Annotated in this window: 17 protein-coding genes and 3 pseudogenes; 15 read left to right on the top strand and 5 right to left on the bottom strand. The window is 60.6% G+C overall.

From position 1 onward, the window contains the following. Positions 1-61: 61 nt before the first annotated feature. The 12 genes and pseudogenes from HUK73_RS20140 to HUK73_RS20090 all read left to right on the top strand — a co-directional run bounded on the left by HUK73_RS20140 (position 62) and on the right by HUK73_RS20090 (position 12,987). Positions 62-1,231 (top strand): amine dehydrogenase large subunit, encoded by a 1,170-nt coding sequence (locus tag HUK73_RS20140; RefSeq protein WP_176593633.1) that lies wholly within the window; start codon positions 62-64, stop codon positions 1,229-1,231. Continuing rightward, a complete protein-coding gene (locus HUK73_RS20135; RefSeq protein ID WP_176593632.1) occupies positions 1,231-1,719 on the top strand; it encodes a MauE/DoxX family redox-associated membrane protein in 489 nt (162 codons plus the stop codon). Before HUK73_RS20140 ends, HUK73_RS20135 begins: the two co-directional genes overlap by 1 nt. Next, positions 1,719-2,309 (top strand): methylamine dehydrogenase, encoded by a 591-nt coding sequence (locus HUK73_RS20130; protein WP_176593631.1) that lies wholly within the window; start codon positions 1,719-1,721, stop codon positions 2,307-2,309. Before HUK73_RS20135 ends, HUK73_RS20130 begins: the two co-directional genes overlap by 1 nt. Positions 2,310-2,312: 3 nt before the next feature. Further along, the gene (locus HUK73_RS20125; protein WP_176593630.1) at positions 2,313-2,858 is read left to right on the top strand and encodes a methylamine dehydrogenase light chain; all 546 of its coding nucleotides are present in this window, start codon (positions 2,313-2,315) and stop codon (positions 2,856-2,858) included. Beyond that, positions 2,855-3,310: a cytochrome c gene (locus HUK73_RS20120; protein WP_176593629.1), complete on the top strand. Its 456-nt coding sequence runs from the start codon at positions 2,855-2,857 to the stop codon at positions 3,308-3,310. Before HUK73_RS20125 ends, HUK73_RS20120 begins: the two co-directional genes overlap by 4 nt. Further along, positions 3,307-3,777, top strand: a complete 471-nt coding sequence (locus HUK73_RS20115) for a cytochrome C (protein ID WP_176593628.1) — start codon at positions 3,307-3,309, stop codon at positions 3,775-3,777. The genes HUK73_RS20120 and HUK73_RS20115 overlap by 4 nt, the downstream gene beginning before the upstream one ends. Before the next feature lie 15 nt (positions 3,778-3,792). Beyond that, the gene (locus HUK73_RS20110; RefSeq protein ID WP_176593627.1) at positions 3,793-5,970 is read left to right on the top strand and encodes a TonB-dependent receptor; all 2,178 of its coding nucleotides are present in this window, start codon (positions 3,793-3,795) and stop codon (positions 5,968-5,970) included. 42 nt (positions 5,971-6,012) lie between these two features. Further along, the gene (locus tag HUK73_RS20105; protein ID WP_176593626.1) at positions 6,013-7,416 is read left to right on the top strand and encodes an aldehyde dehydrogenase family protein; all 1,404 of its coding nucleotides are present in this window, start codon (positions 6,013-6,015) and stop codon (positions 7,414-7,416) included. Continuing rightward, entirely contained in the window at positions 7,413-9,044 is a 1,632-nt protein-coding gene (locus HUK73_RS20100) for an AMP-binding protein (protein WP_176593625.1), read from the top strand. The genes HUK73_RS20105 and HUK73_RS20100 overlap by 4 nt, the downstream gene beginning before the upstream one ends. 15 nt (positions 9,045-9,059) lie before the next feature. After that, entirely contained in the window at positions 9,060-9,875 is an 816-nt protein-coding gene (locus HUK73_RS20095) for a thioesterase family protein (protein ID WP_255326448.1), read from the top strand. 29 nt (positions 9,876-9,904) lie between these two features. Beyond that, positions 9,905-10,231, top strand: a pseudogene (locus tag HUK73_RS26925) (tyrosine-type recombinase/integrase); the annotation flags it as partial. Between the two features lie 167 nt (positions 10,232-10,398). After that, positions 10,399-12,987, top strand: a complete 2,589-nt coding sequence (locus tag HUK73_RS20090) for a hypothetical protein (RefSeq protein ID WP_176593624.1) — start codon at positions 10,399-10,401, stop codon at positions 12,985-12,987. 818 nt (positions 12,988-13,805) lie between these two features. Here HUK73_RS20090 and mgtA read toward each other — a convergent pair. After that, positions 13,806-16,391: a magnesium-translocating P-type ATPase gene (gene mgtA, locus HUK73_RS20085; protein ID WP_255326447.1), complete on the bottom strand. Its 2,586-nt coding sequence runs from the start codon at positions 16,389-16,391 to the stop codon at positions 13,806-13,808. Positions 16,392-16,537: 146 nt separating this feature from the next. Here mgtA and HUK73_RS20080 point away from each other — a divergent pair. Further along, positions 16,538-17,507: pseudogene (locus HUK73_RS20080) on the top strand (lysylphosphatidylglycerol synthase transmembrane domain-containing protein). Positions 17,508-17,593: 86 nt separating this feature from the next. On the opposite strand, the gene HUK73_RS20075 reads toward HUK73_RS20080, so the two are convergent. Together HUK73_RS20075 and HUK73_RS20070 are read right to left on the bottom strand one after the other, a co-directional pair. Beyond that, entirely contained in the window at positions 17,594-19,540 is a 1,947-nt protein-coding gene (locus HUK73_RS20075) for a glycosyltransferase (RefSeq protein ID WP_176593622.1), read from the bottom strand. A 6-nt stretch (positions 19,541-19,546) separates the two neighbouring features. Then, complete coding sequence (locus tag HUK73_RS20070; protein WP_176593621.1) at positions 19,547-20,770, bottom strand: HlyD family efflux transporter periplasmic adaptor subunit; 1,224 nt, start codon at positions 20,768-20,770, stop codon at positions 19,547-19,549. A gap of 745 nt (positions 20,771-21,515) precedes the next feature. Between HUK73_RS20070 and HUK73_RS20065 the strand changes: the two are divergent. Next, positions 21,516-21,650: pseudogene (locus HUK73_RS20065) on the top strand (IS481 family transposase); the annotation flags it as partial. Here HUK73_RS20065 and HUK73_RS26575 read toward each other — a convergent pair. Together HUK73_RS26575 and HUK73_RS20055 are read right to left on the bottom strand one after the other, a co-directional pair. After that, positions 21,608-21,871: a tautomerase family protein gene (locus HUK73_RS26575; protein ID WP_255326595.1), complete on the bottom strand. Its 264-nt coding sequence runs from the start codon at positions 21,869-21,871 to the stop codon at positions 21,608-21,610. The pseudogene HUK73_RS20065 and the gene HUK73_RS26575 sit on opposite strands and share 43 nt — an antisense overlap. Positions 21,872-22,038: 167 nt before the next feature. Next, positions 22,039-22,914: an AraC family transcriptional regulator gene (locus HUK73_RS20055; protein WP_176593620.1), complete on the bottom strand. Its 876-nt coding sequence runs from the start codon at positions 22,912-22,914 to the stop codon at positions 22,039-22,041. Between the two features lie 222 nt (positions 22,915-23,136). Between HUK73_RS20055 and HUK73_RS20050 the strand changes: the two genes are divergently transcribed. Then, positions 23,137-24,840, top strand: coding sequence for a class I adenylate-forming enzyme family protein (locus tag HUK73_RS20050; RefSeq protein ID WP_176593619.1), 1,704 nt, complete (start codon positions 23,137-23,139; stop codon positions 24,838-24,840). The last annotated feature ends 1 nt before the right edge of the window (position 24,841 follow it).

Below are 24,841 nucleotides of genomic sequence, written 5' to 3'. Positions count from 1 at the left end.
TTGCTGTTTCGTCATATTTTGCTCGAGCGGACATAAGCCGCCTCCTGGTGGGAGGAACCTCATGCGGTCGATTGCCCTTAGTGCGTTGCTGTTTGCAGTCGTGTCGGGACCTGCGCTGGCAGGCACGGCAGACTATCCCAAACCTCTGCCGGAAGAGCAGATACCTAATGTCGGTAGCCTGCCGGAAACCTGGCCCAAAAGCTGGGTTTTGATCCATGATCTGAACTTTGCCTCGATCCTGGACGGGAAACTGGCGGTGGTCGATACGGCCTCGCCGGGGCGACCACTCAAGGGGTTGGTGCGCGCCGCGCAGTTCGCCAATGAACTGGTGTCGCCCGAGCGCGGAGAGATTTACACTGCGGAAACATTCTACAGCCGCCTGACCCGTGGAGAGCGGACGGATGCGATAACCATATGGGATATGAAATCGCTCCAGCCCAAGGGTGAGATCTTGCTGCCCGGCGGCAAGCGGCAATTGTCTGTCACCTATCCCAATCTGTTCCAGTTCACCAATGGCGGCAAATGGGCGCTTGTTGCCAATTTCACCCCGGCCCAATCCGTCACGGTCGTCGATCTGGAAGGTCGCAAGGTGTTGAACGAGATCGACCTTCCCGGCTGCACGCAAATCTATCCCAGCGGGGATCGCGGCTTCAGCAGCCTGTGCGCCGATGGATCCATGTTCAGCGTGGCTCTGGATGACAAGGGGCAGGCGGCTTCCTCCAAGAGCATCGCCAAGGTCCATGATATCGACAAGCAGCCATTGTTCGGCACTCCGGCGATGGTCGGGCGCACGGCCTGGTTCGTCAGCTTTTATGGCATGATCCAGGGCATCGACCTGTCCGGCCCGGTCGCCCGGCCTTTGCCAGGCATGTTCAGCGTCGGCACGGCGGCAGGCGGTGCGCCGCAATGGCGACCTGGCGGCTGGCAGGTCATTAGCGCCGACGCCAAGGGGTTGCTCTATGTGTTGATGAGCCCCAATGGCAAGGAAGGCAGCCATAAGGACGGCGGAACCGAAGTCTGGGTGGTCGACCCTGTTAAGAAGATGCGCCTGTCACGGATCGCGCTGAAGGGGCAGGGGCTGGCGATCGCGGTTACACATGAGGACAAGCCGCAACTGATCGTCGCGCGGACGGATGGCGTGATTGACGTCCATGACGCGGCGAGCGGTGCCTTCGTTCGCACTTTGGGCGCGACGGTTGCGGCCAACCCCTTTGTGATCGCGGTGCCGTGATGGCGGCGCTGCCTCTCTTCCTCGCGATGCTGCTGGGTATGTCGGCGGTGCACAAGGCGGTGGACCGCGAGCGGCTCGCTCTGGCCGCGGCGCGTCTGGCCGGGGCTCGCCAGCAGGCCGGGCCGCTGCTGCTGATCGCGGCGGGAGCGGCAGAAATGACCGCCGCGCTATGCTGGCTGGTGCCGGCCTTGCGCCTTGTCGGGGCAGTCATCGCTATCGCGCTCTGGGCAGGCTATGCGCTGGCCTTGCTGCGCCGTCGCGGTCAGTCGCTTGATTGCGGATGCGATCTGGTGGCACGGGAACGGCCCGTCGGTCTGGCGCAGATCCTGCGGCCGGTCGCGCTGGCGCTGTTGGCTGCTGGAGCGGTTCTTGTCCCGCAGGCGCCGTTCACGCTGGACGCGCCCTTCGCCGCCGCCGCTTTTCTGGCGCTCTTTCTGGGCGCTTCGGAAATTCTCGCCATTCCCCAGCCTTCGTGGAGGAAAAACTGATGCTGACTTCCCAGATTTTGCTGTGGGCGGCGGTCGTTGCCCAGGCGCTGCTCATCGCCGCACTCGCGCGGCAGGTCGGTATCCTGCACGAGCGGATCGCCCCAGCCGGTGCACTAACCCTGCATCAGGGCGTGAAGATCGGTGAAACGGCGACGCCGATGGATGTCACCACCATTGACAATGCAAAGCTCACCATCGGGGGCAAGCGAGACGGGCGTAGCCAGCTTCTCTTCTTTGCCTCTCCGGACTGTTCGATCTGCAAGTCGCTGATGCCAGTACTGCGGTCGGCTGCGCGGGCCGAAGCGGATTGGATCGATGTGGTGATCGCTGGCGACGGGTCGAAGTCCGCCTATCGCGCCATGGCGACCGAGCATGGGCTGGAGGGGTTGCCGCTAATATTGTCCGAGGCGCTGGGCCGGGCCTACGGCGTGGCGAAGCTGCCCTATGCGGTCCTGCTGGATGAAGGTGGCAAGGTTGCCTCTCTGGGCCTCATCAACAGCCGCGAGCATCTGGAAAGCCTGTTCGAGGCGAAGGAGCGCGGTGTCGCGTCGATCCAGGATTTCCTCGCCCGTCGCCGGAAGGAGGCCTGACCCATGGCCGGTTTTGACAAGCTGACCGAAAAGTTGGCGCGGGGCGTTGCGCGCAGCACGTCCCGTCGTTCACTGCTCGCCTGGCTGGGGGCTGGGATGACAGGCGCAGCCGCCTTTCCCGCCCTGCCGGTGGCGCGCGCTGCCACCCACCCCGATGCCGCGCGCCCGGAAATGACGTCGGGCACGATGCAGGATCCCGGCAATCAGGCGAGCTGCGATTATTGGCGCTATTGCGCGATCGACGGCTTCCTCTGTTCCTGCTGCGGCGGGACGGTGAACAGCTGCCCGCCGGGCACGGAAATGTCGCCGATCACCTGGATCGGCACCTGCACCAACCCGGCGGACGGCCGCGCCTATATCATCAGCTACAATGACTGTTGCGGCACGACATCCTGCGGCCAGTGCCTGTGCAATCGCAACGAGGGCGATCGGCCGCAAGTCCGGCCCCAGTCCAACAACGATTATAATTGGTGCCTGGGCACGGAGAGCAGCGTTTATAATTGCTCGGTCGCGGCGATTGTCGGCACCGCACTGGAGCAGCCGAAATGAGGCCGCTTCTGTCCGTTCTGCCGGTCGCGTTCATGGCCTTCGCGCCTGCCCATGCCGCGCCTGATGGTGCGACCATCTATAACCGTTGCGCTGCCTGCCACACCCGGACGGGAGCAGGCGTGCCGGGGGCCTATCCGCCGCTCAATGCCGATTTTCGCTTGCTGGCGGCCAGGCCGGAAGGACGCCGCTATCTGGCGCTGGCCGTGATCAAGGGGCTGAATGGCCCGATCATGGTGGAGGGCAAGCCCTATCGCGGCATGATGCCTGCGCAGGGCGGGCTGGACGATGCGGGCATCGCGGCCGTGCTGAACCATGTCGGCGGCACCATCGCCAAGGCTGGCCCGGCCTTTCGCCCCTTCACCGACAAGGAGGTCGCCGGTTATCGGGCGGGTGGCGGCGGATTGAGTGCTGCAGATGTCGCGAAGCTGCATGAAGGAGCGGGCGGCAAATGAAAGGTGCGCCGCTCGTCCTGACGGCCTTTGCTGCGATGACCGTAGCGCTGGCGGCGCGGGCGGGCGAGCAGCCGATACCGGGTGTCACCAATGCCGCCCAGGCCCATCAGGACTATATATTGAAGTGTCAGGGCTGCCATCGCCCGGACGGTGGTGGAGATGACCGTTCCAACCCGCCGATGCGCGGCATTGTCGGCCGTTTCCTGACGGTGCCGGGCGGGCGGGAATTTGTCGGCCAGGTGCCCGGCGTTGCGACCGTCAATCTGGACGACAGGCGGCTGGCGGAACTGGTCAACTGGACGTTGCACAGATTCGACGCAGAGCATCTGCCTCCCGATTTCAGGCCCTATACGGCCGAGGAAATCGGCGCGCTGCGGCGCAATCCCCTGCGGCTCGACCGCGTCGCTACAAGAGCGCGGCTGGTCGCAGAATTTGAAAATGCAGGATCGGAACAGGGAAAACCATGAACGGAGGATAAGTCCATGGGGGAACATTATCTAGGGGTAGCAGTCGCCTTGACCAGCCTTGTCCTGTCAGGACAGGCGCTCGCACAGGAGACGCCGCAGGGCGAAATCGTCGTGACGGCTGCCAAGCGATCAGAAAATGTGCAATCGGTGCCGATTTCTGTTTCCGCGATCGGTGGCGATAGTCTGGCCAAGTCACGCATCAGCAATGTCGATAGTCTTGTGACCAAGGTTGCCAATCTTCAACTGACGTCGATCGTTGGAGACAACACACCGATCTTCGCTCTACGTGGCGTTTCAATGTCGGACTATAGCCTTAACCAGTCCAGCCCGGTCGCAACCTATTATGATGAAGTCTATAAGGGAAATTTCGCCTTTCTGGGCGTCGCCATGTACGATCTGGAACGGGTCGAAGTGTTGCGCGGACCGCAGGGTACGCTCTATGGCAAGAACACGACGGGCGGCGCGGTCAACATCATCAGCCGCGAGGCAAAGCTGGGCGAGACCAGCGGCTATATCAACCTGGGATATGGCAATTATAGCCGCTATGAGGCCAATGGCGCGGTCAATGTCCCGCTGGGTGAAAAGGCCGCGCTGCGCGTGGCAGGCACCTTTGCGCGGGCGGACGGCTGGTTCAAGAATGTCGTTCCGGGAATGCCTGACCTTGCCAGCACCCGTGAATATGCGGTGCGCGGCACGCTGAAGGCTGAGCCAGTCGAGGGGCTGACCTTTGTTCTGCGCGCGTCGACCAGTTTCCAGAATCCCCAAAATTACGGCATTTATGCGCAGCCCGAAGCCATAAACCGTCCCGGCCTGTCGCGTTGGCAGATCGCCTCCGACGTGCCTGACCGACGCCGCGCGCGCACGACTTCGGTGGCTCTGACAACCAATGTCGATCTTTCCGACAGTCTGGCGCTGACCAGCATTACTTCCTATGACCGAGGCAAGCTCTTCTTCCGGGAGGATACAGACGGGACGGCCTCGAAACTGCTGGAAATCCCCTATTATGACAAGGCCAGCCAATTCGCGCAGGACCTGCGCCTGACCAGTGACACTGGAGGCCCGTTCGACTTCATTCTGGGTGCCTACTTCAATCGGGAAAAAGTGTTCAATCGCACTGCTTTCGAAATCGCTACAGATGTCGATGTCAATGAAGACGGCGTGATCAATGGGCAGGATTGTGCAGACGGCTTGCCCGTTGCCTGCAAAATCCAGAACCAGTTCGATCAGGTCAAGAAGAGCTACGCCATCTATTCTGATCTCAAATATAAGATCGGGGAGGCTGTCACGCTACGCGGTGGCCTGCGCTATACCCATGATACGGGGCGACAGAGCGGCTTCATTTCGCAGGCGCTGGGTGTGGACAATAATGTTGTCGCAACACTCATTCCTCTGTCGGACCTCCGCTTCAAGAAGGATAATTTCTCAGGCAAGATCGGCGTCGACTATAAGCTGGCAGGCGGTAATCTGATCTATGTCAGTGTCAGCCGTGGATATCGCGCACCGAGCTTTAATGCTCAGGCATTTTTTGATCCGTCGGAACTGTCGGTTGCCAAGGCGGAGCAGGTCACATCCTATGAACTGGGTGCAAAGACTCAGTTCTGGGATCGCCGAGTCACGCTAAATGCTGCGGTTTTCTATTATGATTACAAGAACCAGCAGTTCATCAACGTCGATCCTGCAAGCGCCGCGCAGACACTTCTCAATATTCCCAAGTCGCGTATCTATGGCGGCGAAGCTGAACTGACCATTCGGGCGACCGACGATCTGACCATGCGTGCGGGCATGGGGCTGCTTTCGGCGAAGATCAAGCAGGGCACCGTCAGCGGCGTTGACGTGTCGGGCAATCATCTGTCCAATGCACCGGCCCTGACGTTGAATGGCGGGATCGACTGGACGGTGGTGGACGGCAGCTTCGGCAATATCTCGGTCCATCCCGAAGTCGCTTATCAGTCGAGCCAATATTTCGAAGTGCTCAATATCCCCCGCCTGAAGCAAAAGGGTTATGCCCTGCTCAGCGGCCATATTGACTGGGAAAGCAAGAATGGGCGTTTCAACGCCTCTCTCTGGGCGAAGAATCTGACCAAGAAGTTCTACTTCACTTCACGGGTCGATTTGCTCGCGGGCTTTGGCTTCGATTATAACCATATCGGCAATCCGCGCAGCTATGGTGTAACGGTTGGCGCGAAATTCTAAAATAATGGGAGCCGGACGACCGGCTCCCCAAAGGAGAGGAAGATGGCGGATTATAAGCTGCTGATCGGCGGCGATCTGGTCGACGGTGCGCTGCAGATGGAGGTGGTCAATCCTGCGACCGGTGTGCCCTTCACGACCGTGGCTCGTGCTTCGGCGCGTCAGGCGGATGAAGCCATCGCCGCGGCCAAGGCGGCGCAGCCTGGCTGGGCGGCAGTGCCCTTTGCCGAACGACAGGCTAAGCTGGTTGCGCTGGCCGATGCGGTTGCCGCCAATGGTCTCGAACTGGCGCGCCTGCTGACGCAGGAACAGGGCAAGCCGCTGCCTGAAGCGCAGGGAGAGGTTGCCTGGACCGAGGGTTTCCTGCGCCACTATGCGACGCTGGAACTGCCTGACCGGGTGATTCAGGATGATGAGGCCGGCTATATTGCGGTCAAGCACAGGCCGCTGGGCGTTGTGGTCGGAATCATCGCTTGGAATTTCCCGTTGCTGGTCGCCTGCTGGAAGATCGGTCCGGCAGTGCTGGCCGGCAATGCCATCGTCCTGAAACCTGCGCCCACAACCCCGGTGACCGCGCTGGCGCTGGGCGCGCTTTGCCGCGAAATATTCCCGGCTGGCGTGGTCAATATCATCACCGATGCCAATGACCTTGGGCCGCATCTGACCGCCCATCCCGATGTCGCCAAGATCGGCTTCACCGGATCGACCGCGACCGGCAAGCGCATTGCTGCCAGTGGTGCCGACAGCCTGAAGCGCGTGACGCTGGAACTGGGCGGCAATGATCCGGCGATCGTGCTGGAGGATGTCGATGTGCGCGAAACGGCTAAGGCGATCTTCGGCAATGCTTTTCTGAATTGCGGGCAGGTCTGCTTGGCGGTAAAGCGCGCCTATGTCCATGCCGACATCTACGACGCGATGTGCGAGGAACTGGCCAAGCTGGCTCAGGCCGCCATCGTGGGCGACGGACTGGAGCAGGGCACGCAGATCGGTCCGATTCAGAACGCCATGCAATATGAGAAGGTGAAGGGCTTTCTGGACGCGGCCATGGCAGAAGGCAAGGTCATCGCGGGCGGTCAGGTCATCGAACGGGCGGGCTATTTCATCCAGCCGACCATCGTGCGCGACGTGACCGACGGCATGAAGATCGTTGATGAGGAACAGTTCGGCCCGATCCTGCCGCTCATAAAATTCGATGATGTGGAGGATGTGATCGCCAGAGCCAATGCGTCGGAATATGGGCTGGGCGGGTCGGTCTGGTCGGCCGATGTGGCGCGTGCTTCGGACATCGCGGCGCGGATCGAAAGCGGGCAGGTCTGGGTCAACCAGCATATCGCCATCGGGCCGCATATCCCCATGGCCGGCTTCAAAAACTCAGGGTTGGGCGTCGAGCAGGCCGAAGAAGGGCTGGCCGAATATGCCCAGCTGCAAGTCATCAACGTCAAGCGATGAGCGGCCTGTCGATCACGCGGGGCGCCACCGACGTCCCGCTGCTGGAAATGACCATCGGTACGGCTTTGCTGAAGGTCGCGGAGGAAAATGGCGAAGGGCTGGCGCTGGTGTCGCGACATCAGGCTATTCGCTGGAGCTGGCGGCAATTTCTGGACGAGGTGAACCGGGCCGCGACTGGGCTGCTGGCGCTGGGCGTCGGGAAGGGCGACCGGGTCGGCATCTGGGCGCCCAATTGCGCGGAATGGACGGTCATCCAGTTTGCCACGGCGCGGATCGGCGCGATCCTGGTCAACATCAACCCCGCCTACCGCACCAGCGAGGTCGATTATGCGCTGAACAAGGTGGGCTGCTCCGTGCTGGTCACGGCGTCGCGCTTCAAGAGCAGCGACTATGTGGCGATGCTGCGGGAGATCGGGGCGGAAGCGCTGCCCGACCTGCGCCATATCGTCCTGTTGGGAGAGGAGCGGCATGACGGCCTGCTGTCATGGGCCGACCTGCTGCGCGATGCCGATACGGACCGCCTGACCGTCATCGAGGCGACGCTCGACCGCAACGACCCCATCAACATCCAGTTCACCAGCGGCACCACCGGCCAGCCAAAGGGCGCGACGCTGACCCATCGCAACGTCCTCAATAACGGCTATTTCTCGGGCCGGACGATGCGCCTGTCGGCCGCCGACCGGCTGTGCATCCCGGTGCCGCTCTACCATTGTTTCGGCATGGTGCTGGGCAATATGGCGGCGCTGACCAGCGGCGCGGCGATGGTCTATCCCGGCGAGGCCTATGACCCGAAGCTGGTGCTGGAGGCGGTCACGGCGGAGGGCTGCACCGTGCTGCATGGCGTGCCGACCATGTTCATCACCATCCTCAACCATCCCGATCTCGCCGGCCATGATGTGTCGACGCTGCGCACCGGGATCATGGCAGGGTCGCCCTGTCCGGAGACGGTCATGCGGCAGGTGATGGACCGGCTGCACATGACGCAAATCACCATCGGCTACGGCATGACCGAAACCAGCCCGCTCACGACCCAGACGGTGACAGACGATCCACTGGAGGAGCGGGTCGCCACGGTCGGACGCATCCATCCCCACGCCCAGGCGAAGATTGTCGGGCCCGACGGCACTATCCTGCCCTTTGGCGAGCAGGGTGAATATTGCTCGCGCGGCTATGCTGTGATGCTGGGCTACTGGAACGATCCGGAGCGTACGGCCGAGGCGATTGATGTCGAGGGCTGGATGCATTCGGGCGACCTCGCGACCATGGACGAGAAGGGCTATGTGCGGATCACCGGCCGCATCAAGGATCTCATCATCCGGGGCGGCGAGAATATATATCCGCGCGAGATCGAGGAGTTTCTGTTACGCCATCCGGCGATCGCCGACGCGCAGGTCTTCGGCGTGGCCGACGCCAAATATGGCGAGGAAGTCTGCACCTGGATCATTCCTAAATCCGGCGTTAGCCTGTCCGAGCAGGACATATTGGATCATTGCCGTGGACGGATCGCGCATTTCAAGATGCCGCGTTATGTCCGCATCGTCGAAAGCTTCGAAATGACGGTGACGGGTAAAGCGCAAAAATTCGAAATGCGTCGGATCATGGAGGCGGAACTTGACCTTCGCGCCTGATTGGCGCTCATTGAGATGACGGAGAAGAATTTCATGCATGCAACCGGCGGATCAAGCGCCTATTTCCGCCGGATTGATACGAACCGGTTCATGCCAAGCGAACATGTCAGCGGCGCGTGGAATGTGGCGGAACAGCATGTCGCGCCGGCGCTCGGCCTCATGGCCCACGTCATAGAGGCGGATCATCATGGCCGCCGGACCGATCGGTTGCAGATCGGGCGCCTGTCCTATGACATATTGGGCACGATCCCGATGGAAGCGGTCAGTATCGACGTCGCGGTCATTCGGCCGGGACGGACGATCGAGCTGGTGGAAGCCCGGCTCAACCATGGCGGGCGCCCGGCCGTTATCCTGCGCGCGTGGCTGGCGAAGGGCTATGACAGCCACGCACTGGCCGCGACCAATCTGCATCCCATCGACCCAGTCGACGCGATGCCGTCCTGTGATCCGACTTTACTCTGGCCTGGCGGTTTTATTCGGAGTGTGGAGGTTCGCCGCAAGGAGGAACGGCCCGGAAGAGCAAGCGCCTGGGTACGCTCATCCTGTCAGCTGGTCGAAGGAGAGTCTGTGTCGCCGACGGCCCGTTTGATGATGTTGGCCGACATTGCGAACGGCATTTCTCCGCTGACTTCGCCAGCCACGACGGCTTTCCCGAATCTTGATCTCACCGCACATCTCTTCCGCGAGCCTGTTGGCGAGTGGCTCGGCCTTGATGTCTCAGTATCCTTCGGCCGCTCTGGCGGTGGCCTGACGCACAGCATTATCCATGACAGTGCTGGACCATTGGGCAGTCTGTCGCAATGGCTCACTGTCAGGACTGCTGCGCTCTAACCTGTCGCGATTTTACCCGGAAAACCCCGATTGTTTGTGATCGGAAAATTCGAACACGGGCGACTGTCGTTCAGCAAAAGACCGGCAGGCCGGTTCAATTTGAATTGATGGCAGATGTTCGCGCCAGCCTCCTCAAATGGCTCGAGCTGCGGGGTGGACCCCTGGAGGATTATGCATTCCCCGGCCGTACCGACCACGCTGCCCACATAAGCACCAGGCAATATGCCCGCCTTGTCGATGATTGGGTCACGGGAATTGGGCTGCCTAGCGAGGATTATGGTACCCATTCTCTGCGCCGAACCACGGCATCGATCATCCGCAAGGCTACCGGAAATCTCCGCGCTGTCCAGATCCTGTTTGAGAGCCGAAGGCCCGGAGTGGTCCTTCGTTCATCGAGCCATCATAGGCAGTGTCTATGGCCGCTCTGTTGGACAATTCGGTATCCTATCGAATCAGCTTGCCTTGCCTTTCGAATGTTACGTAGGATTACTGCGCAACGGCTGACGTTTACGCATCTCGTTTCGTGAAAGCGCAGGCGATGAAAGTCTTTGGAGTTCCTGGCACGCTGGCCTCGCTACTGGTGTTGATGGCGCCTACAGCCGCGCTAGCGACTGAGGGCCAGTCCTCCACGAGTGTTGCCAGCGTTAGCGAGCAGATAAATGAGCTCACCCGGCCTGCGATCATCGTCACCGCCAATCCGGCACTGATTGCCGCATTAAACGGAATCTCACCCGAACAGACATATGATACCGATCGCTTGACTTCCTACGTCGTTAGTACTGTTGGCGAGGCGATCGATAAGATTGCTGCGAAGGACGGCGATGAGCAGCCTGTATTGCTTGTCAACGGCCAGCCCGTCCAAAGCCGGAGCGCTATTGAGAATTACCCAACCGAAGCGATTTCCCACATTGACGTATTACCGCGCGGGTCTGCCGAGAGAATTGGCGGTGCGCCCAATCAGCGAGCCTACAACATAGTGCTGCGTAGTCAGATGACGAGCGTCACGGCTACCTTCGGCCACAACCTTGCGACCGAGGGGCATTGGAACGGAGACAGCGGCGAAGTGCTCCTGACTCGAATTCGGGATGGAGACCGCTTCAATCTCAGTTTGCGGGCACATTATTCCGGCCTGTTGCGCGAGGCCGACCGAGGGATCATTCAGCCACAGCAAGATCAGCCATATGACCCGACCGGCAACATAATCCCGGCGCTGGGGGCCGTCGCGATTGATCCTCGGCTAAGCGCGCTGGTTGGGTTTCCCGTTAGTATCGCAGCCGTGCCGGCAAACAATCTGCACCCATCGCTCGTTGACTTCTCCGCCGGGGGCGGCTTGGCAAATACAACCGATCTTGGTCGCTATCGCAGCCTGCTTCAGGCCAGCCGGAATTATGTGGGGAGCCTCGCCTGGACTAAACAACTTGCATCCTGGTTCGCGGCCTCGCTCAGCGGAAATCTTGAGTGGGGTGACAGCCATGGGCTGGCTGGCCTGCCTTCCGCTTTGCTCCTTATCAGTGCTGACAACATCAATACGCCATTTTCGCGCGATGTCCTGCTTGCCCGCAGCGATTTGGCTCATCCACTTCAAAACCGCAGCCACTCCATCGGCGGATCGCTTTTCCTGAATTTCGATGCCAATTTAGGCAAATGGCATGCCAACCTGGGCGGCCATTACGAAAGCCGCATTGTTGAATACCGGAACGATATCGTCCAATCTCCTGCATTCCCTGGCTTCATCATACTCGACATGCGGAGAAATCCCTTTGATCCTTCGTTGGGTTCGCTCATTCCGGTCAGCATCGACCTGAGCCGCAGTCGCACATCGCGCTACGAGGCACATGCAAATATTGATGGACCGCTCTTCTCGTTGCCGGCAGGCGACGTTCGAGTTCGTGCTTCAGTTGTCGCTGGGCACGGCACGCTTACGCCAAGCGGGTCGTTTGGAGGAACGCTGCTCAGCCGAACGGACGTTACCGAGCAGATGGGCATCACAATTCCGATCACCAACAAGCAAAAGGCGTTTTCACCGCTCGGTGATCTCGAACTGTCATTCGATATAGCCCGGACAGAACTCACGGATGAAGCTTCACTCGACCGTTATTCATGGGCGGTCGGCTGGCAGCTGCGGCCATGGCTGCGGATAAATGGAGGCTTTAACCGCACCCGCAACCCAGTCGATTTGGGCATATTGGCCGCACCTGCAAGGGTCTATCAGAACGTCCGCACCTATGATCCCGTGCGCAACGAGACCGTGGACGTGACCTATTCAACTGGCGGGAATCGGGGGCTAAAGCCAGAGACCGACGACGTCTACCGAGTGGCGCTGTCAATAACGCCGCTGCCGCATTATGATCTGCAATTGCAGGCGGCGTACACTGACAGGAGAAGCCGTGACCAGGTTGGCGTCGTTTCGACCGCCAGCGCGGCGGAGATGGCTGCTTTCCCTGACCGGTTCATTCGCGATGCTTCGGGCCAGTTGATCCAAGTGGATGGCCGGCCGGCCAACTTCGCCAGCTTACAGGAAAAAGCACTGCGATACAGTGTCTCCTTCGTCATCCCCTTCTACCATCGGTCGATCCCAAGCGATCCTTCAGTGCGAGTAGGTGGTGAAAACACCAATCCAGCCTTCGTCGACCTGCCGAGGCCACGGCTGGAGGTGAACTTTGCGCATACCATATTTCTCGAAAGCACAGCGGTGCTCGTTTCCAGTCTCTCTCGCATTGATTTGCTCCACGACGGCGCAATCGACCCGGCCGGTGGTTCACGGCGTCACTTGATCAACGGCGTTATTTCCTTCACCGACCGGGGCTCCGGAATTCGCCTAACCGGCGCCTGGCAAAGCCCAACCACGCTATTTGTCAGCACAAGCACAACCAGTCAGCTCCACTTTGAGGCACTGGCCGACTTCGATCTTACGGTATTTACGAGCACACAGCGCTTATTCCCAGGAAGCAGCTGGGTTCGGAATGGGCGGATCAGCATTACCGTAACCAATATCGCCAACGCCCGTCAACGGGTCGTCGACGCACAAGGGGTGACGCCGCTCGCCTATCAGCCAGCCTATCTCAACGCTGTTGGCCGCGCGGTCATGTTCGAACTACGCAAGACGTTCTGAAGTCCCGATGCCGGTTGGTGAACCTCGCCTGCCATGCGCCACGAGACTACAGCAACGTGCGGAAGACCGGTTCCCACTTTTCCGCATGATGCTCTTGGGGGCCTCGTGAGCTCAATAATTGAGGTTCAAGAATACCCTCCCATTGGAGCGGCGCATCACCGCACCCCAGCGGGAAAAGTGTCATCACGCCGCAAGTTCAGCAATCGCCAGTGCAAAATGACGCGCAGGGTTGGACCATAGTGCAACAGCGCAGTTCAAGGCGTTTGGTTGGAGCAAGCGACATCATATTGCGACACGGAGGCCGTATTGCGTGAATTCTGGAGCTGTTGACCAGCGTAGACAGAGCCGGCAGTCCCATCGGGATTAAATGCAGAGCCAGGCGCATCCGCCGCTTGGCCGGGAGGCGGTCCGTTTACGCCACATGTTTGTCCAGGCTGGCCGGTCTCCGTCACCTGGGAATGGTTATAGCCTACGCCGTTCGTCGATCCGGGACTTGTGGCACCGTTTCCACCGGCGGCATATGCAAGCGTAGGCGCAAGCAATATGGCAGTGGCGCCAAGGAGGAGGGTCTTGAGTTTCATCGGAGGAACTCCTCATTTGCTCACCGGAGTCTCAAAAAATGCGCCCAAGAGGCGCCCCAAACGGACGCTCCAGTGACCCCCGTTTGTACCATGCAAGAGGCAATCGGTTCAATTGCCAGATTAGGAGCGAGCAGCGTGGCATCGTTGGCGCTGGACCGATCGGGCTGGCGGTGCTGCTGCAATCAGTGGCGGTCGAGGCCCGGGGGCTCAAGGTTCTGATTACGCCATGAACCGGCGTTACCGCATCGCCACGCGCTTCAATCCTTCGGCTGCGACGAGATAGGCTGCGACCAGCAGCGCCGTGGCGGCAACAATGGGAAGGCTCGGCGAGACGAAACCTAGTGCCGAAGCGACCGGCAGGAACGGCAGCAGGATCGCCATTGCAAGGCAGAGGGCGGCTGTGGCCACCAGAAGGGGGTGAGGCCGTTGCCGCCAGAGCGGCGCTGAAGTCCGGATGACGAACACCACCAATATCTGGGTCGCCATGGATTCGACGAACCAGGCCGTGCGGAATGTTGGAATATCGGCATGGAACAGCGCGATCAGGGCGCCGAAAGTGGCGATGTCGAACAGCGACGACAATGGGCCCATGATGAAGGTGAAGCGGACAAGACCGCGCATGTCCCAGCCATGGGGGGCGGCAAGGTCGCGGCTGTCGGCCCGGTCGAACGGGATGCTCGTCTGCGACAGATCGTAGAGCATGTTGTTGAGAAGGATCTGGACCGGTGTCAGCGGCAGGAAGGGCAGGAAGAGCGAGGCGAGCGCCATGGTCAACATATTGCCGAAATTGGAACTGGTACCCATGCGGATATATTTCAGGATATTGGCATAGGTCCGTCGGCCTTCGGCGACGCCGTCGGCCAGAACGCCGAGGTCTGGCGCAAGCAGGATCATATCCGCCGCCTCGCGCGCAACATCGGTCGCACCATCGACGGAAAGGCCGACATCGGCCGCCCTGATCGCAGGCGCGTCGTTGATGCCGTCGCCTAGAAAGCCGACCGTATGTCCCCGCGCCTGAAGCGCGCGCACGATCCTGAGCTTTTGGTCAGGCGTGACGCGCGCGAACAGATTCACGGTTTCCACCCGCGCAGCCAGTGCCTGATCATCGAGCCTGGCGATTTCATCTCCGCCAAGAATTGGCGCGTTGGGCAGTCCCAGCGTTTCCATCAGATGCTGGACGGCGACCGGGGCGTCGCCGGATATGACCTTGACCCTGACGCCGGCGGTTGCCAGCCGTTCGATCGCGGCGGCGGCCGACGTCTTGGGCGGGTCGAGGAAGAGGCAGAAGCCGGCAAAGATCAGATGGTCGTCATCGTCGGTTTCGATACGGGTGCGGCCCGACGCAGGTTTCCATGCGATGCCGAGCAGGCGCAAGCCCTGGGCGGCATGGTGGTCGTGCATGGTCCGCAGGCTCGCCTGCAATGCAGCGTCCATCAGCACGAATGTCCCGTCTGCCGTTTCGGCCCGGTCGCACAGGCCAAGGACAGTTTCCGGCGCGCCCTTGACGATCTCGATCCGCTCGCCGCGCCGTTCGGCCAGCACGGATATCCGCCGCCGCTCGAAATCGAAGGGGCGTTCATCGAGCTTGTCCCAGCCGGTAAGCGGATGATCGCCGGTATGCGCGAGCAGAGCGTCGTCAAGGGGACTCCTCAGACCGCTTTCGAAACGGGCGTTGACCGCGGCGAGTTCGAACACGCGCTCACTGTCCGCGCCGTCAATGCCAGGATGCCCCGTCATCGCGATCCGCGCCTGAGTGAGCGTGCCCGTTTTGTCGGTGCACAATATGTCCATTTCGCCCAGATCGTGAATCGCGGACAGCCGTTTGACCACCACCTTGGCCGCCGCCATGCGCTGGGCACCGCGCGCCAGCCCGATCGTCATCACCATGGGCAGCAGTTCGGGCGTCAGGCCCACGGCGAGAGCCATGGCGAAGAGGAAGGATTCGACCGGAGGCCTGCCCAGCGCCAGATGCGCCAGCAGGACGAAGAGTACCAGGAAGATCGTCAGCCGGACGATCAGCAGGCCCAGCCGGTGGATGCCCCGTTCGAAGGCGGTCGGCGGCTGTTCGTCGTCCAGTGATCGGGCGATGCCGCCGAATTGCGTGCGGCTGCCGGTCCGGACCACCAGCATGGTCGCGCTGCCCCCGATCATCGAACTGCCGTGCAGCAGCAGATTACCTGCTTCGCCCATGGTGGCACCGGGATTGGCGCCGGGTGACTTTTCGATCGGGAAGGGTTCGCCGGTCAGCACAGCCTGATTAACCTGTGCGGCATTGGCGGAAAGGACAAGGCCGTCGGCGGGGATGAGATCGCCTGCCGACAGCATCACCACATCCCCCGGCACCAGATCGACCACGGGCAGGGTCGACGTGGCCTTGTCGCGCAATGTCGTCGCGGTCAGGGCGATCGATGCCCGCAGCGCCGCGGCGGTCGCTTCAGCGCGGCGTTCCTGCGCGGTGTCGAGCACAGTGGAAAGGAGCACCATGGACAGGATTATGACGAAGCTCGTCATGTCCCCCGTCATCCCCGCGACCGTGGACGCGGCGAGCAGCATCAGCACGAGCGGATTGCCGAGACGCCGCACCAGATCGGCAGACAGGCGCCGCCCTCTTCTTTCAAACAGCGTGTTGGGACCGTTGACCGTCAACCTGCGGTTGGCTTCGGCAGAGGACAGCCCTTGGTCGCTTGCGTGCAGTGCGGCGAGGATTTCAGTGGGGGTGCAATGCCAGTACTCCTCAGGGATCGCAGTGACCTGTCCTGGGGCCATCGGCTCGACCATGTCATGGGCGCGATACCGGAGTCGCGGCAGAGGAAAGGATGTCATCTTGGCCTCATCGGGATCACCGCCTGCACTGGCTTATCCCGTTCCTTATCCGAATCCGTTAAACTACGTAACTGTGCGGGGTTCGTTCGGCGGGTGGCCTGAGTAAAGTGCCAGAATTTCGGTCTGTTCATCATCAGAGGAAACGCATGGCCCCCACGCGATGGCGAAGCTGGTTCCTTGCGGTCATTCTGGTGGCCGGTCTGGTTGGCGCGATCATCCATTGGGGGGAGGTTCGGCAGTTCGCGGCCTTGTTGACGCAGGCGGAGCCCGGCTGGATCGGCATCGCCCTGCTGCTTCAGATGTCCACTTATGCCAGCGTCGCAGGGGGATGGTCGGTTGTGCTGCGCCACGCTTCCACGCCCCGTCCCATCGGGCCGCTGTTACGGATTGCCCTGACCAAATTGTTTGTCGATCAGGTTCTCCCCAGCGCGGGCATGGGGGGGCAACATATTGCTTGTCGATCAATTGCGCGGGCTTGGTGTGACGAAGGGCACCGCAGTTGCTGCGCTGTTGATCTCGATGATCGGCTTTTACGCGGCTTACGCCCTTTTTGCTGTCATCGCGCTTCTGCTGCTTTGGCTGCATGACCGTGCGACGCCGTTGATGGCGGGGATTATCACGCTGTTTCTCGTCGTGACCTTCGCGATCCCTGCTCTGGCGCTTTGGCTGCGGCGCCGAGGGCGCAGGCAGTTGCCCGATAAAATCGGTAGACTGGATTTCATACGAAAATTGCTCGAAACAGTCGCCCAGGCACCCGCCGATCTTTTGCGCGATCCCGCCCTTGTCGCCGCCGTTACGGCCTGCAATGCCATGATCTTCCTTGCCGATGCCGGAACCTTGTTCGCCTGCCTTCATGGACTTGGGCAGGAAGTTGCGTTCGGAACGGCGTTCATAGCGCTCATTATGGCATCAGTGGTGACGACCTTGGGGCCGGTTCCATTGGGACTGGGCAGCTTTGAAGCGACATCTGTCGGAGCACTCCATCTGCTGGGCGTCGGTCTGGAGGCGGCTTTTGCGGCGATCATGCTTCTGCGCCTGTTCACGCTCTGGTTACCGCTTGTTCCCGGCATGGCGTCGATTCGGGCTATCAGACGGACGCCGCGCGCCGGTCGATGAGGGTGCGGACCGGGCGAGAAGCTCTTCCTTGCTACGCGACTGCTGGATCTTCGGGATTGACGACAGGGATGAAGTCCGGCTCCCGCTCAACTCAAGGCGAGCCCTCTTATCAAGGCTATGAAGCTGCCCAGCGTCGACACATCCGGCGTGCGCATTCTCTCGCCGGCGAATTGAAAATGCGTCAGGGCGGTTTGCTGTTGTGGGGAAAGCAATATCTTTGCTCCCACCACGTTATCGGTGATCCGCGCAATCGATGCCGGCATCTCACCCAATTCCTTGATGGAGATCGTCCCTCTGTCTCCGACCTTCCAGCCGCCTTCATTGGCGAAAGCCACGCCGCTCGATGAAATGTCGAGCAACTGCACGACAGTCTCGGAATCGGCGGCGCTGAAGACAGCCGTCCCGCCGATCGGCGCGCGCTCATCGGCCCTGCGCGGCGTTTCGACGCACACGATCATCGCCATTATGCAGACCAGGACATTATACATGCTCCAGAAGGCGACAACGCCCTTCTGGTCCGAGAAGAATGTGGGTGCCAGCGGCGAGCAATAGCTCACGAGCATTCCCATTGCCGTGAAAAGCAGTACAATGGCGAAACGCGACAACAACTTCCAGTGGATGACTGTGTGCGAACGGTCCCCGCCCTTGTTGGTCACCTTGAAGGGCCGCTCGCCGGGGAACAGAAGCGTGTGCAGTGACGCTGCGACGATCTCCGGGGCGATCAACAGTTGAGACGTGTCGGTCAGCAAAGGCATGATGCGCCCATTGGAATACCAGCTGATGGCGAAGGCTTCCACCAGGATGCGCGGTAGCAGGAACGCTGCAAGCTGGTCCATGGGTGCGTCCATGATGGTGAGGCCCGTCGTCCAATAAAGGATCGGCACCAGCAGGCAGGCGAGACGAAAGGGAAAGCTACCTACCCAATAAAGCAATGTCTCCGCCAGGCTCATCCGATCGATCCAGCTCAGCGGTCTGCGGGAAAACAGCCCGTCAGCGCTGCGGACGATCTGCATCGCACCCACGCACCAGCGAATACGCTGGGTGCAATATTCGCCAATCCCCTCCGGGGCGAGGCCCAGGCTCAGCTTTTCATTGAGATAGGCGGTGAAGAAGCCGTGCTCTTTCATGCGGATCGACAGCAGCATGTCCTCGGTAATGCTGTCGGTCGGGAAGCCGCCGATCTGCGTCAGGGCGCTTGTGCGTACGACCGACGATGTGCCGCAGGAAAAGGCGGTGTTCCAGCCATCCTTGGCTGGGAGCAAAGTGTCGAAGAAAAAGCGCTGCTCATCCGGCAGGTCGAGATGTCCCTTGATCCGATGTTGCAGCGGATCGGGGTTGAAGAAATGCTGCGGGGTCTGGACCACGCCCACGGCAGCATCCTTGAACAAGGCGATGGAGCGCTTCATGAAATTCGGCAGGGGCACGAAGTCGGCATCGAGAATGGCGACGAAGTCCGGCATTTCGCCGCGCGCTGCGAGCGTTGCGATGCCGGCATTCATATTCCCTGCCTTGGCATGCCTGTTGTCGGTTCGGGTGAGCCATTCCACGCCACGGCGCCGGCAAAGCGCCTCTACTTCCGGGCGGTGGCCGTCATCCAGCATATAGACTTTTGCCGGGTAGCTTTGGTTCAGCGCACCGGTGAGGGTGCGCTCTAGAATACCGACTTCTTCATTATAGGTGCAGATGAAGATGGCGGCGGTAGGCTGGGTCGTGCGAAGCCAGCGGATGTTCCGGGCGACATCCTGCGACCGGTTTCCCCGGCGTGTCAGAACGAACAGCACCAGCATCCCGCCCAGGGTGGAACAGACTTCCAGCATGAAGAAGCCGATGGACAGAAGGGCGGCGACTGGGGTTGTCAGATCGAGCGTCGCGACCAGACGCCATCCCATATAAACCAGAATCGACAGGATCGCGGCCCCACTGACGATCAGCCGGTGCAGACGGTTTGTCGGGTGGAGCAGAGGGAAGACGAGCAGGCAGAGCGCGAGGGTCGCCAAACCCCAGAAATAAGGCGGAATCTCGACCGCATTCATGGCGCGCTACAGAACCACCCGGCCCGCCGTGCCCACCGGGCACCGCTTCTGGTCCTTTGCATCGAGCGTGATCCGGGCCCCAATCAGATATTCGCCCTGCGCAGGCTCGGAAATCTGGCTGGTGACCCTGAGTTGTGACGGATTGCTGACGCCCATGTTAACGATGGTGCCAGGCCAACGATCACCATTGGAAAATGCGATGAACTGCACGGGGGCGCCAATGTTGAGCTTGCTGTACGTGCTGCGGCCGACCGTGAAATAGGCGAAGAAGGAGGAGCAATCAGCGAGCATGTAGATGGGATCTCCCTCCCGCACGGATTCCCCAGCCGCCGCGACCTTGGCCCAGACGCGGCCATTGACGCTGGCCTGAAGCGGCAATTGCAGGCGCCTTGTCGCGCTGTTCTTGTTGTGGCCGGTCAGCCGCTCCGCATTGGCAAGGGTCGCAGTCAGAATGTCCTTTTCGCCGCGTAGCTGGCTCAGGGCCAGATTGAGATCGCTCAGGCGCTGCGTGGAATATTGGACGTCGCTATATCCATTGTTGAGAAACAGACCTTGACCGGCAGCATGAGCTTCCAGGCTATCCGTGCGTTGACGGGCCAAGGCTGCGTCGCGATCCGCCAGCGCGGCGCGTTGATCCTGTTCCGCCCTTTGCAGGCCAGCCGTGCTGATGAACCCCTGCTTGGCAAGCGCATGAGTCCGCGCCAATTGCCCCTGCGAAAAATCGAGGCGTGCCTGCGTGGCGGCAAGCTCAGCCGACGCCTCCATACTGACGCTGCGCAATTGCAACGATTTTTGCGAACGGTAGAGGCCGGATTCCCTTCGAATGCGGGCAGTATCTTCATTGATCGCTGCGGTCCGGGCGTCGATACTCACCAGCTTAGCCTTCAACTGGTCGATATCTTCCGATCCGGCTTGCACGGCCGATGACAGTCCTACAGGGACAGCGAATGATCCCAGCAACTGGTCATGCGTGACACGATCACCGACATCGGCGCTCAACTGATCGACAATACCCGAGACCGGCGCCCTGACGACGCCCATGTCCGCGACTAATGTCGTGTTGTAGCCTGTTGTGAAAATAAAGCTGCGTATCAACACCGCAAGCGCCATCACCGACAGCAAGCCGCCGACAAGTACGCGGCGCGGGAGAGAGAGGCGCTTTGTCTTCGGCTGTTGCGACAGCCGGAACTCCGCCATGTCCTCAGGTGGAAGCTTGACTTCGACGCTCATCTTTTCCTCGTCTTGAAGAGGACTGCCTAGGTCAACATACTTAAGAAATGATTAGCCGCTGTGGAGGAATGGGTGAGAGTGGCCGCTAACGGTCACGGATTTTCTCTTGACCATCGGTGAAGCGTGTGGGCCGACATCGAAGTGGAATCCCACCAAAGAGTGCATACTATATTGATTCTATTTCCTATTCACCTGAAGCGCGGAGTTGAGATCGGCGCCTATAGGGCGGATTCAACCGGTCGTCGCAACACCGAGAGATTGGAGGTCGTGAACATGGCAGGCCGTCGAGTATCAGAACGCTGTACCCGAGAGAGGCTACGTTCACCCGGCCGCCCCCTGCTTGGCAGCGTGAGCACCATTGCCGCTTCTGGCAGTCGATCGCTCGAGGGCGTATCTGCTTCCGCCCACGGCCTCTGCCATCAGCGATAACATGGCTGATTGGCGCCTCCAGATTGGCGGCTATGTTATGTGGTAGGAACGACTTCCGCTCCGGTCGAGTCGAGCCAGAGACAGTCTTCGAGCGTCCGCAATTGGCCGGCGAATTTGGTCGATTGTTCCGTTGTAAACGCTCGAGATTGAGTGCCTTCCAGCGCAAAGCCGGGAGATCGGCGATAACGGGATCAAAGCCGGCTGCTTTCCAGTCTGGCCTTAGCTGTCTGGTTGCGAGACATCATTGGGACTTGGTAAGTAGCGCCATCGCGGATCACGCGTGGCGCTTTGCCGCTCTTGCTGATGAGGTTTCGTGATGGTGCAGATACATCCCCAGGCCCGGACCACGCCTGCTGTGCGGGCGGAAATTGCCCGTTCTACCGAGCCCGCCAGTGTCGTGGCCAAGCGCTATGGCATCAGCGACGAGGCAGTCCGCAAGTGGCGCAGACGCGGCGAGCAGGCGGTCCAAGCGCCAGGCGGCACTTCCTCAAAGGCAACCGAAACCGCATCTTCGCTATAGCCCAACACGCGGCGGGTCGCGCTGACTATAGCATCGGTCAGCTCGCGCTTTTGCGTCTCGCTCTTCCCCGACCAAAGTTTCACGATCACATGTGGCACGGGCCCATCCGAACACCAGAGGAAACAGGGACCAGGCTTGATCGACCGCAGCATTGCCGACACCAGCCCTGGCGAAGCGCCGGCGGGAATGCGCGCGATCGCCCGCTCGAACTCAACGATGATTGCCGGTCCGATCATCGCTATCGGACCAGGCAGCACCTGCACCTCAGCAAAGCCTTGGGTCGCCTGCTCCATCTGCCGCCGCTATCTTCGGCCGCACCTCAGCACGATGCGCTACGGCGAAATTCGGAAGGTGTTTGTCCATGTAATCGCTTGAAGGCTACCGCAAAACCGCTTGGGGTAGCAAAGCCAAGCAGATAAGCCGTTTCCTTGACCGACCGTTTCTCCTTCAACAGGAGTTTGGCTCTTTCAATACGGATCCGCTGGACATGGGCGTGGATCGTTTCACCGGTTGATTGGCGGAAGCTGCGCATCAGATGTCCCGCGCTGACATCGCAGGCCCGTGCCAATTCTGGAATCGTTGGGCTGCGTTCGAGGGAATTGGTGATATAGTCGGTCAATCGCCGCAATTGCATCGGTGAAAGTCCACCCGAATAATGTCTTTTCTTTTCTTCAGGTTGCCGGGTGCAGCGCACGACGTCGACGATCGCTGCGCGAACAAGTAGATCGATTATAGTTTCACGCGCGAAGCCAGGCGACCGTAATTCAAATGCAAGACGCCGCATCATTTCTTTCATTTGCGGCGCGCGAATATCTCCACAGGCTCGCAGCCAATCCTCTGATATGTCTCGTTCGAATTGGGCCAATTCCGGGAAGGCGCCAAAGTCAAACCGGCACGATAGACTCTGCTCAACGCCACCTGGTCCGTAGCCAACTACCGGTACGCCGCCCGGAACGAATATGATATTCCCCAAATGCAAAGGCTCAGTTTCTCGCCGATCCGGGATATAGCGTCCGATGGAGCTACGGGGCCGCCCGCTAAGGCTGACGGAGAGTAGGTGACGGGAGCATACTATACCAGTGTGGGTAGGTGCCTCACGATGATAGGTGCGTATTTGCACATCAATACCGGGAAGTACGAAATTCGCATCGAGTTCATAGGTGCGCTTAGGCCCCACGAGCGTCTGTTCAATCATCGATGCACCTCTCCGACAGAACCTTCCGTCTGTGCCCACAGAGTTAACGAATTGGTCCTGATTCTAAAAGCTCGTCTCATATCGGAAAATGTTAGTTTTTGGATGCATCGTTATTTTTGAAAGGTTCTTTGCCCTTGCCTGGATCCGAATTTCCGAGATTAGGGGCCTCTCGGGACGCTCGTATTTTTTCCTGTATCCCGCAGCTTGCTTAAGGATAAGTAGATGTCCCATACCCAGTCCGTAGCGTGTTCCGGATTGCTCGCTACCAATCCACTGACAGCACCCGGGGCCCCGTTCGAACTGATCGAGGAGTTGGTCGAAGGGCGCCTGTGTCGGGTGTTCCGGCATGGCCCGCGCGCGATCGCGGATGTCTATGCGGAAGCCATGGCGTACACCGATGCCCTGTGCCTCAGCGGGCCGACCGGCACGCTCACCTACAGCGAGCTTTTCACCAAAGCGGCAGCCTTGAAGGCGGCGCTGGCCGAAGCCGGGCTGGGCAAGGGGGATCGGGTCGCGATCGCGATGCACAACCGGCCGGAATGGATCGTTGCCTTCGTTGCGGTTTCCGCGCTTGGTGCAACGGCAGTTCTGGTCAACTATCGCGCATCGGCAACGGAACTGATGCTGGCGCTGGAGGATACGCAGGCCAAGGCGCTGATCGCGGAGCCCTTCATCGCCGTCCATGTGGCGGAAGGATGGCGCGCGGAACGGCTGGTCATCCTGACAGCCGGAGAACAGGCGACATCACTGCCCGGCGCTTTAGCTTTCGACGATGTGCTGGTGTGCCACGCCGGTGCGTCGTTCCAAGCCGCTGCGATGGGGCCGGGCGATGAGGCGGTGGTGATCTTCTCCACCGGCACCACGGGTGCCCCAAAAGGCATCTTGCTTAGCCAACGCGCGCTGATGACGACGATCATGGGGATCGATTACAGCATGGCCAATGTGGCCATTCAGGCGGGGGCGCCGTTGGAAAGCCTGACGGTCAAGCCGGCGGTACAGCCCAGCGTGATGCTGGTCTATCCGCTGTTCCATTCCTCCGGCCTCAACGGGGTGCTGCTGCCCAGCCTGCGGCGCGGTGGCAAGATCGTCATGATCAGCAAATGGCGTGTCGGCGACGTGATCGATCTTTTGGAACAGGAACGGTTGGCCGGGTTCTCCGGCTCGCCCGCGATGCTGTGGGATCTGCTCAAGGCACCCCGCGAAGGGCGGGATTTGTCTAACCTGCGTTTCCTGTCGGTCGGCGGGCAGGGAATCACGCCGAAGCTCCTCTCCGAACTGACCACGGCCTTTCCAGGGGTGATGGTCAGCAATGGCTACGGACAGACGGAAACGGGGTCGGTCAACGGCATCGCCGGGCAGAACCTGCTTGATCGGCCAACCTCGTCCGGCCGCCCGATCCCGATTGTCGATGTGCGCATCGTGGATGACGCGGGCGTCGATGTGCCGCCGGGCGAGGTGGGCGAAATCTGCATCGCCGGGGCAACGATAATGATCGGTTACTGCAACCGGCCCGAAGACACCGCGCGCACGAAGCAGGACGGGTGGGTCGCGACCGGCGATCTCGGACGGCTCGATGCCGATGGCTATCTCCATGTCGTCGACCGGAAGAAGAACATCGTCATTTCCGGCGGAGAGAATATCGGCTGTGCCGAGGTCGAGGCCGTGGCGCTGACCCATCCGGCGGTCGACCAGGCGGCGGCATTCGGCGTTCCCGATGATCGGCTGGGCGAAGTGCTGCTGCTGGCGGTGGTCTTGCGCAAGGGGCAGGCGACGGACGCAGCCACGCTTATCGAACACTTCGCCGGGAAGATCGCCCGCTACAAGGTTCCGCGGGGCATATTGTTCATGAATGCGCTGCCGCTCAATGCCCTGGACAAGGTTGATCGGCGGGCCCTCGCCGTAAGCGCGGTGAAGCGTGAAGCGTGAA

It is taken from the genome of Sphingobium sp. EM0848 (assembly GCF_013375555.1).
Lineage (GTDB): Bacteria > Pseudomonadota > Alphaproteobacteria > Sphingomonadales > Sphingomonadaceae > Sphingobium.
Note: the sequence above shows the minus strand (reverse complement) of the source record. Positions and strands in the feature narration are given on the sequence as shown.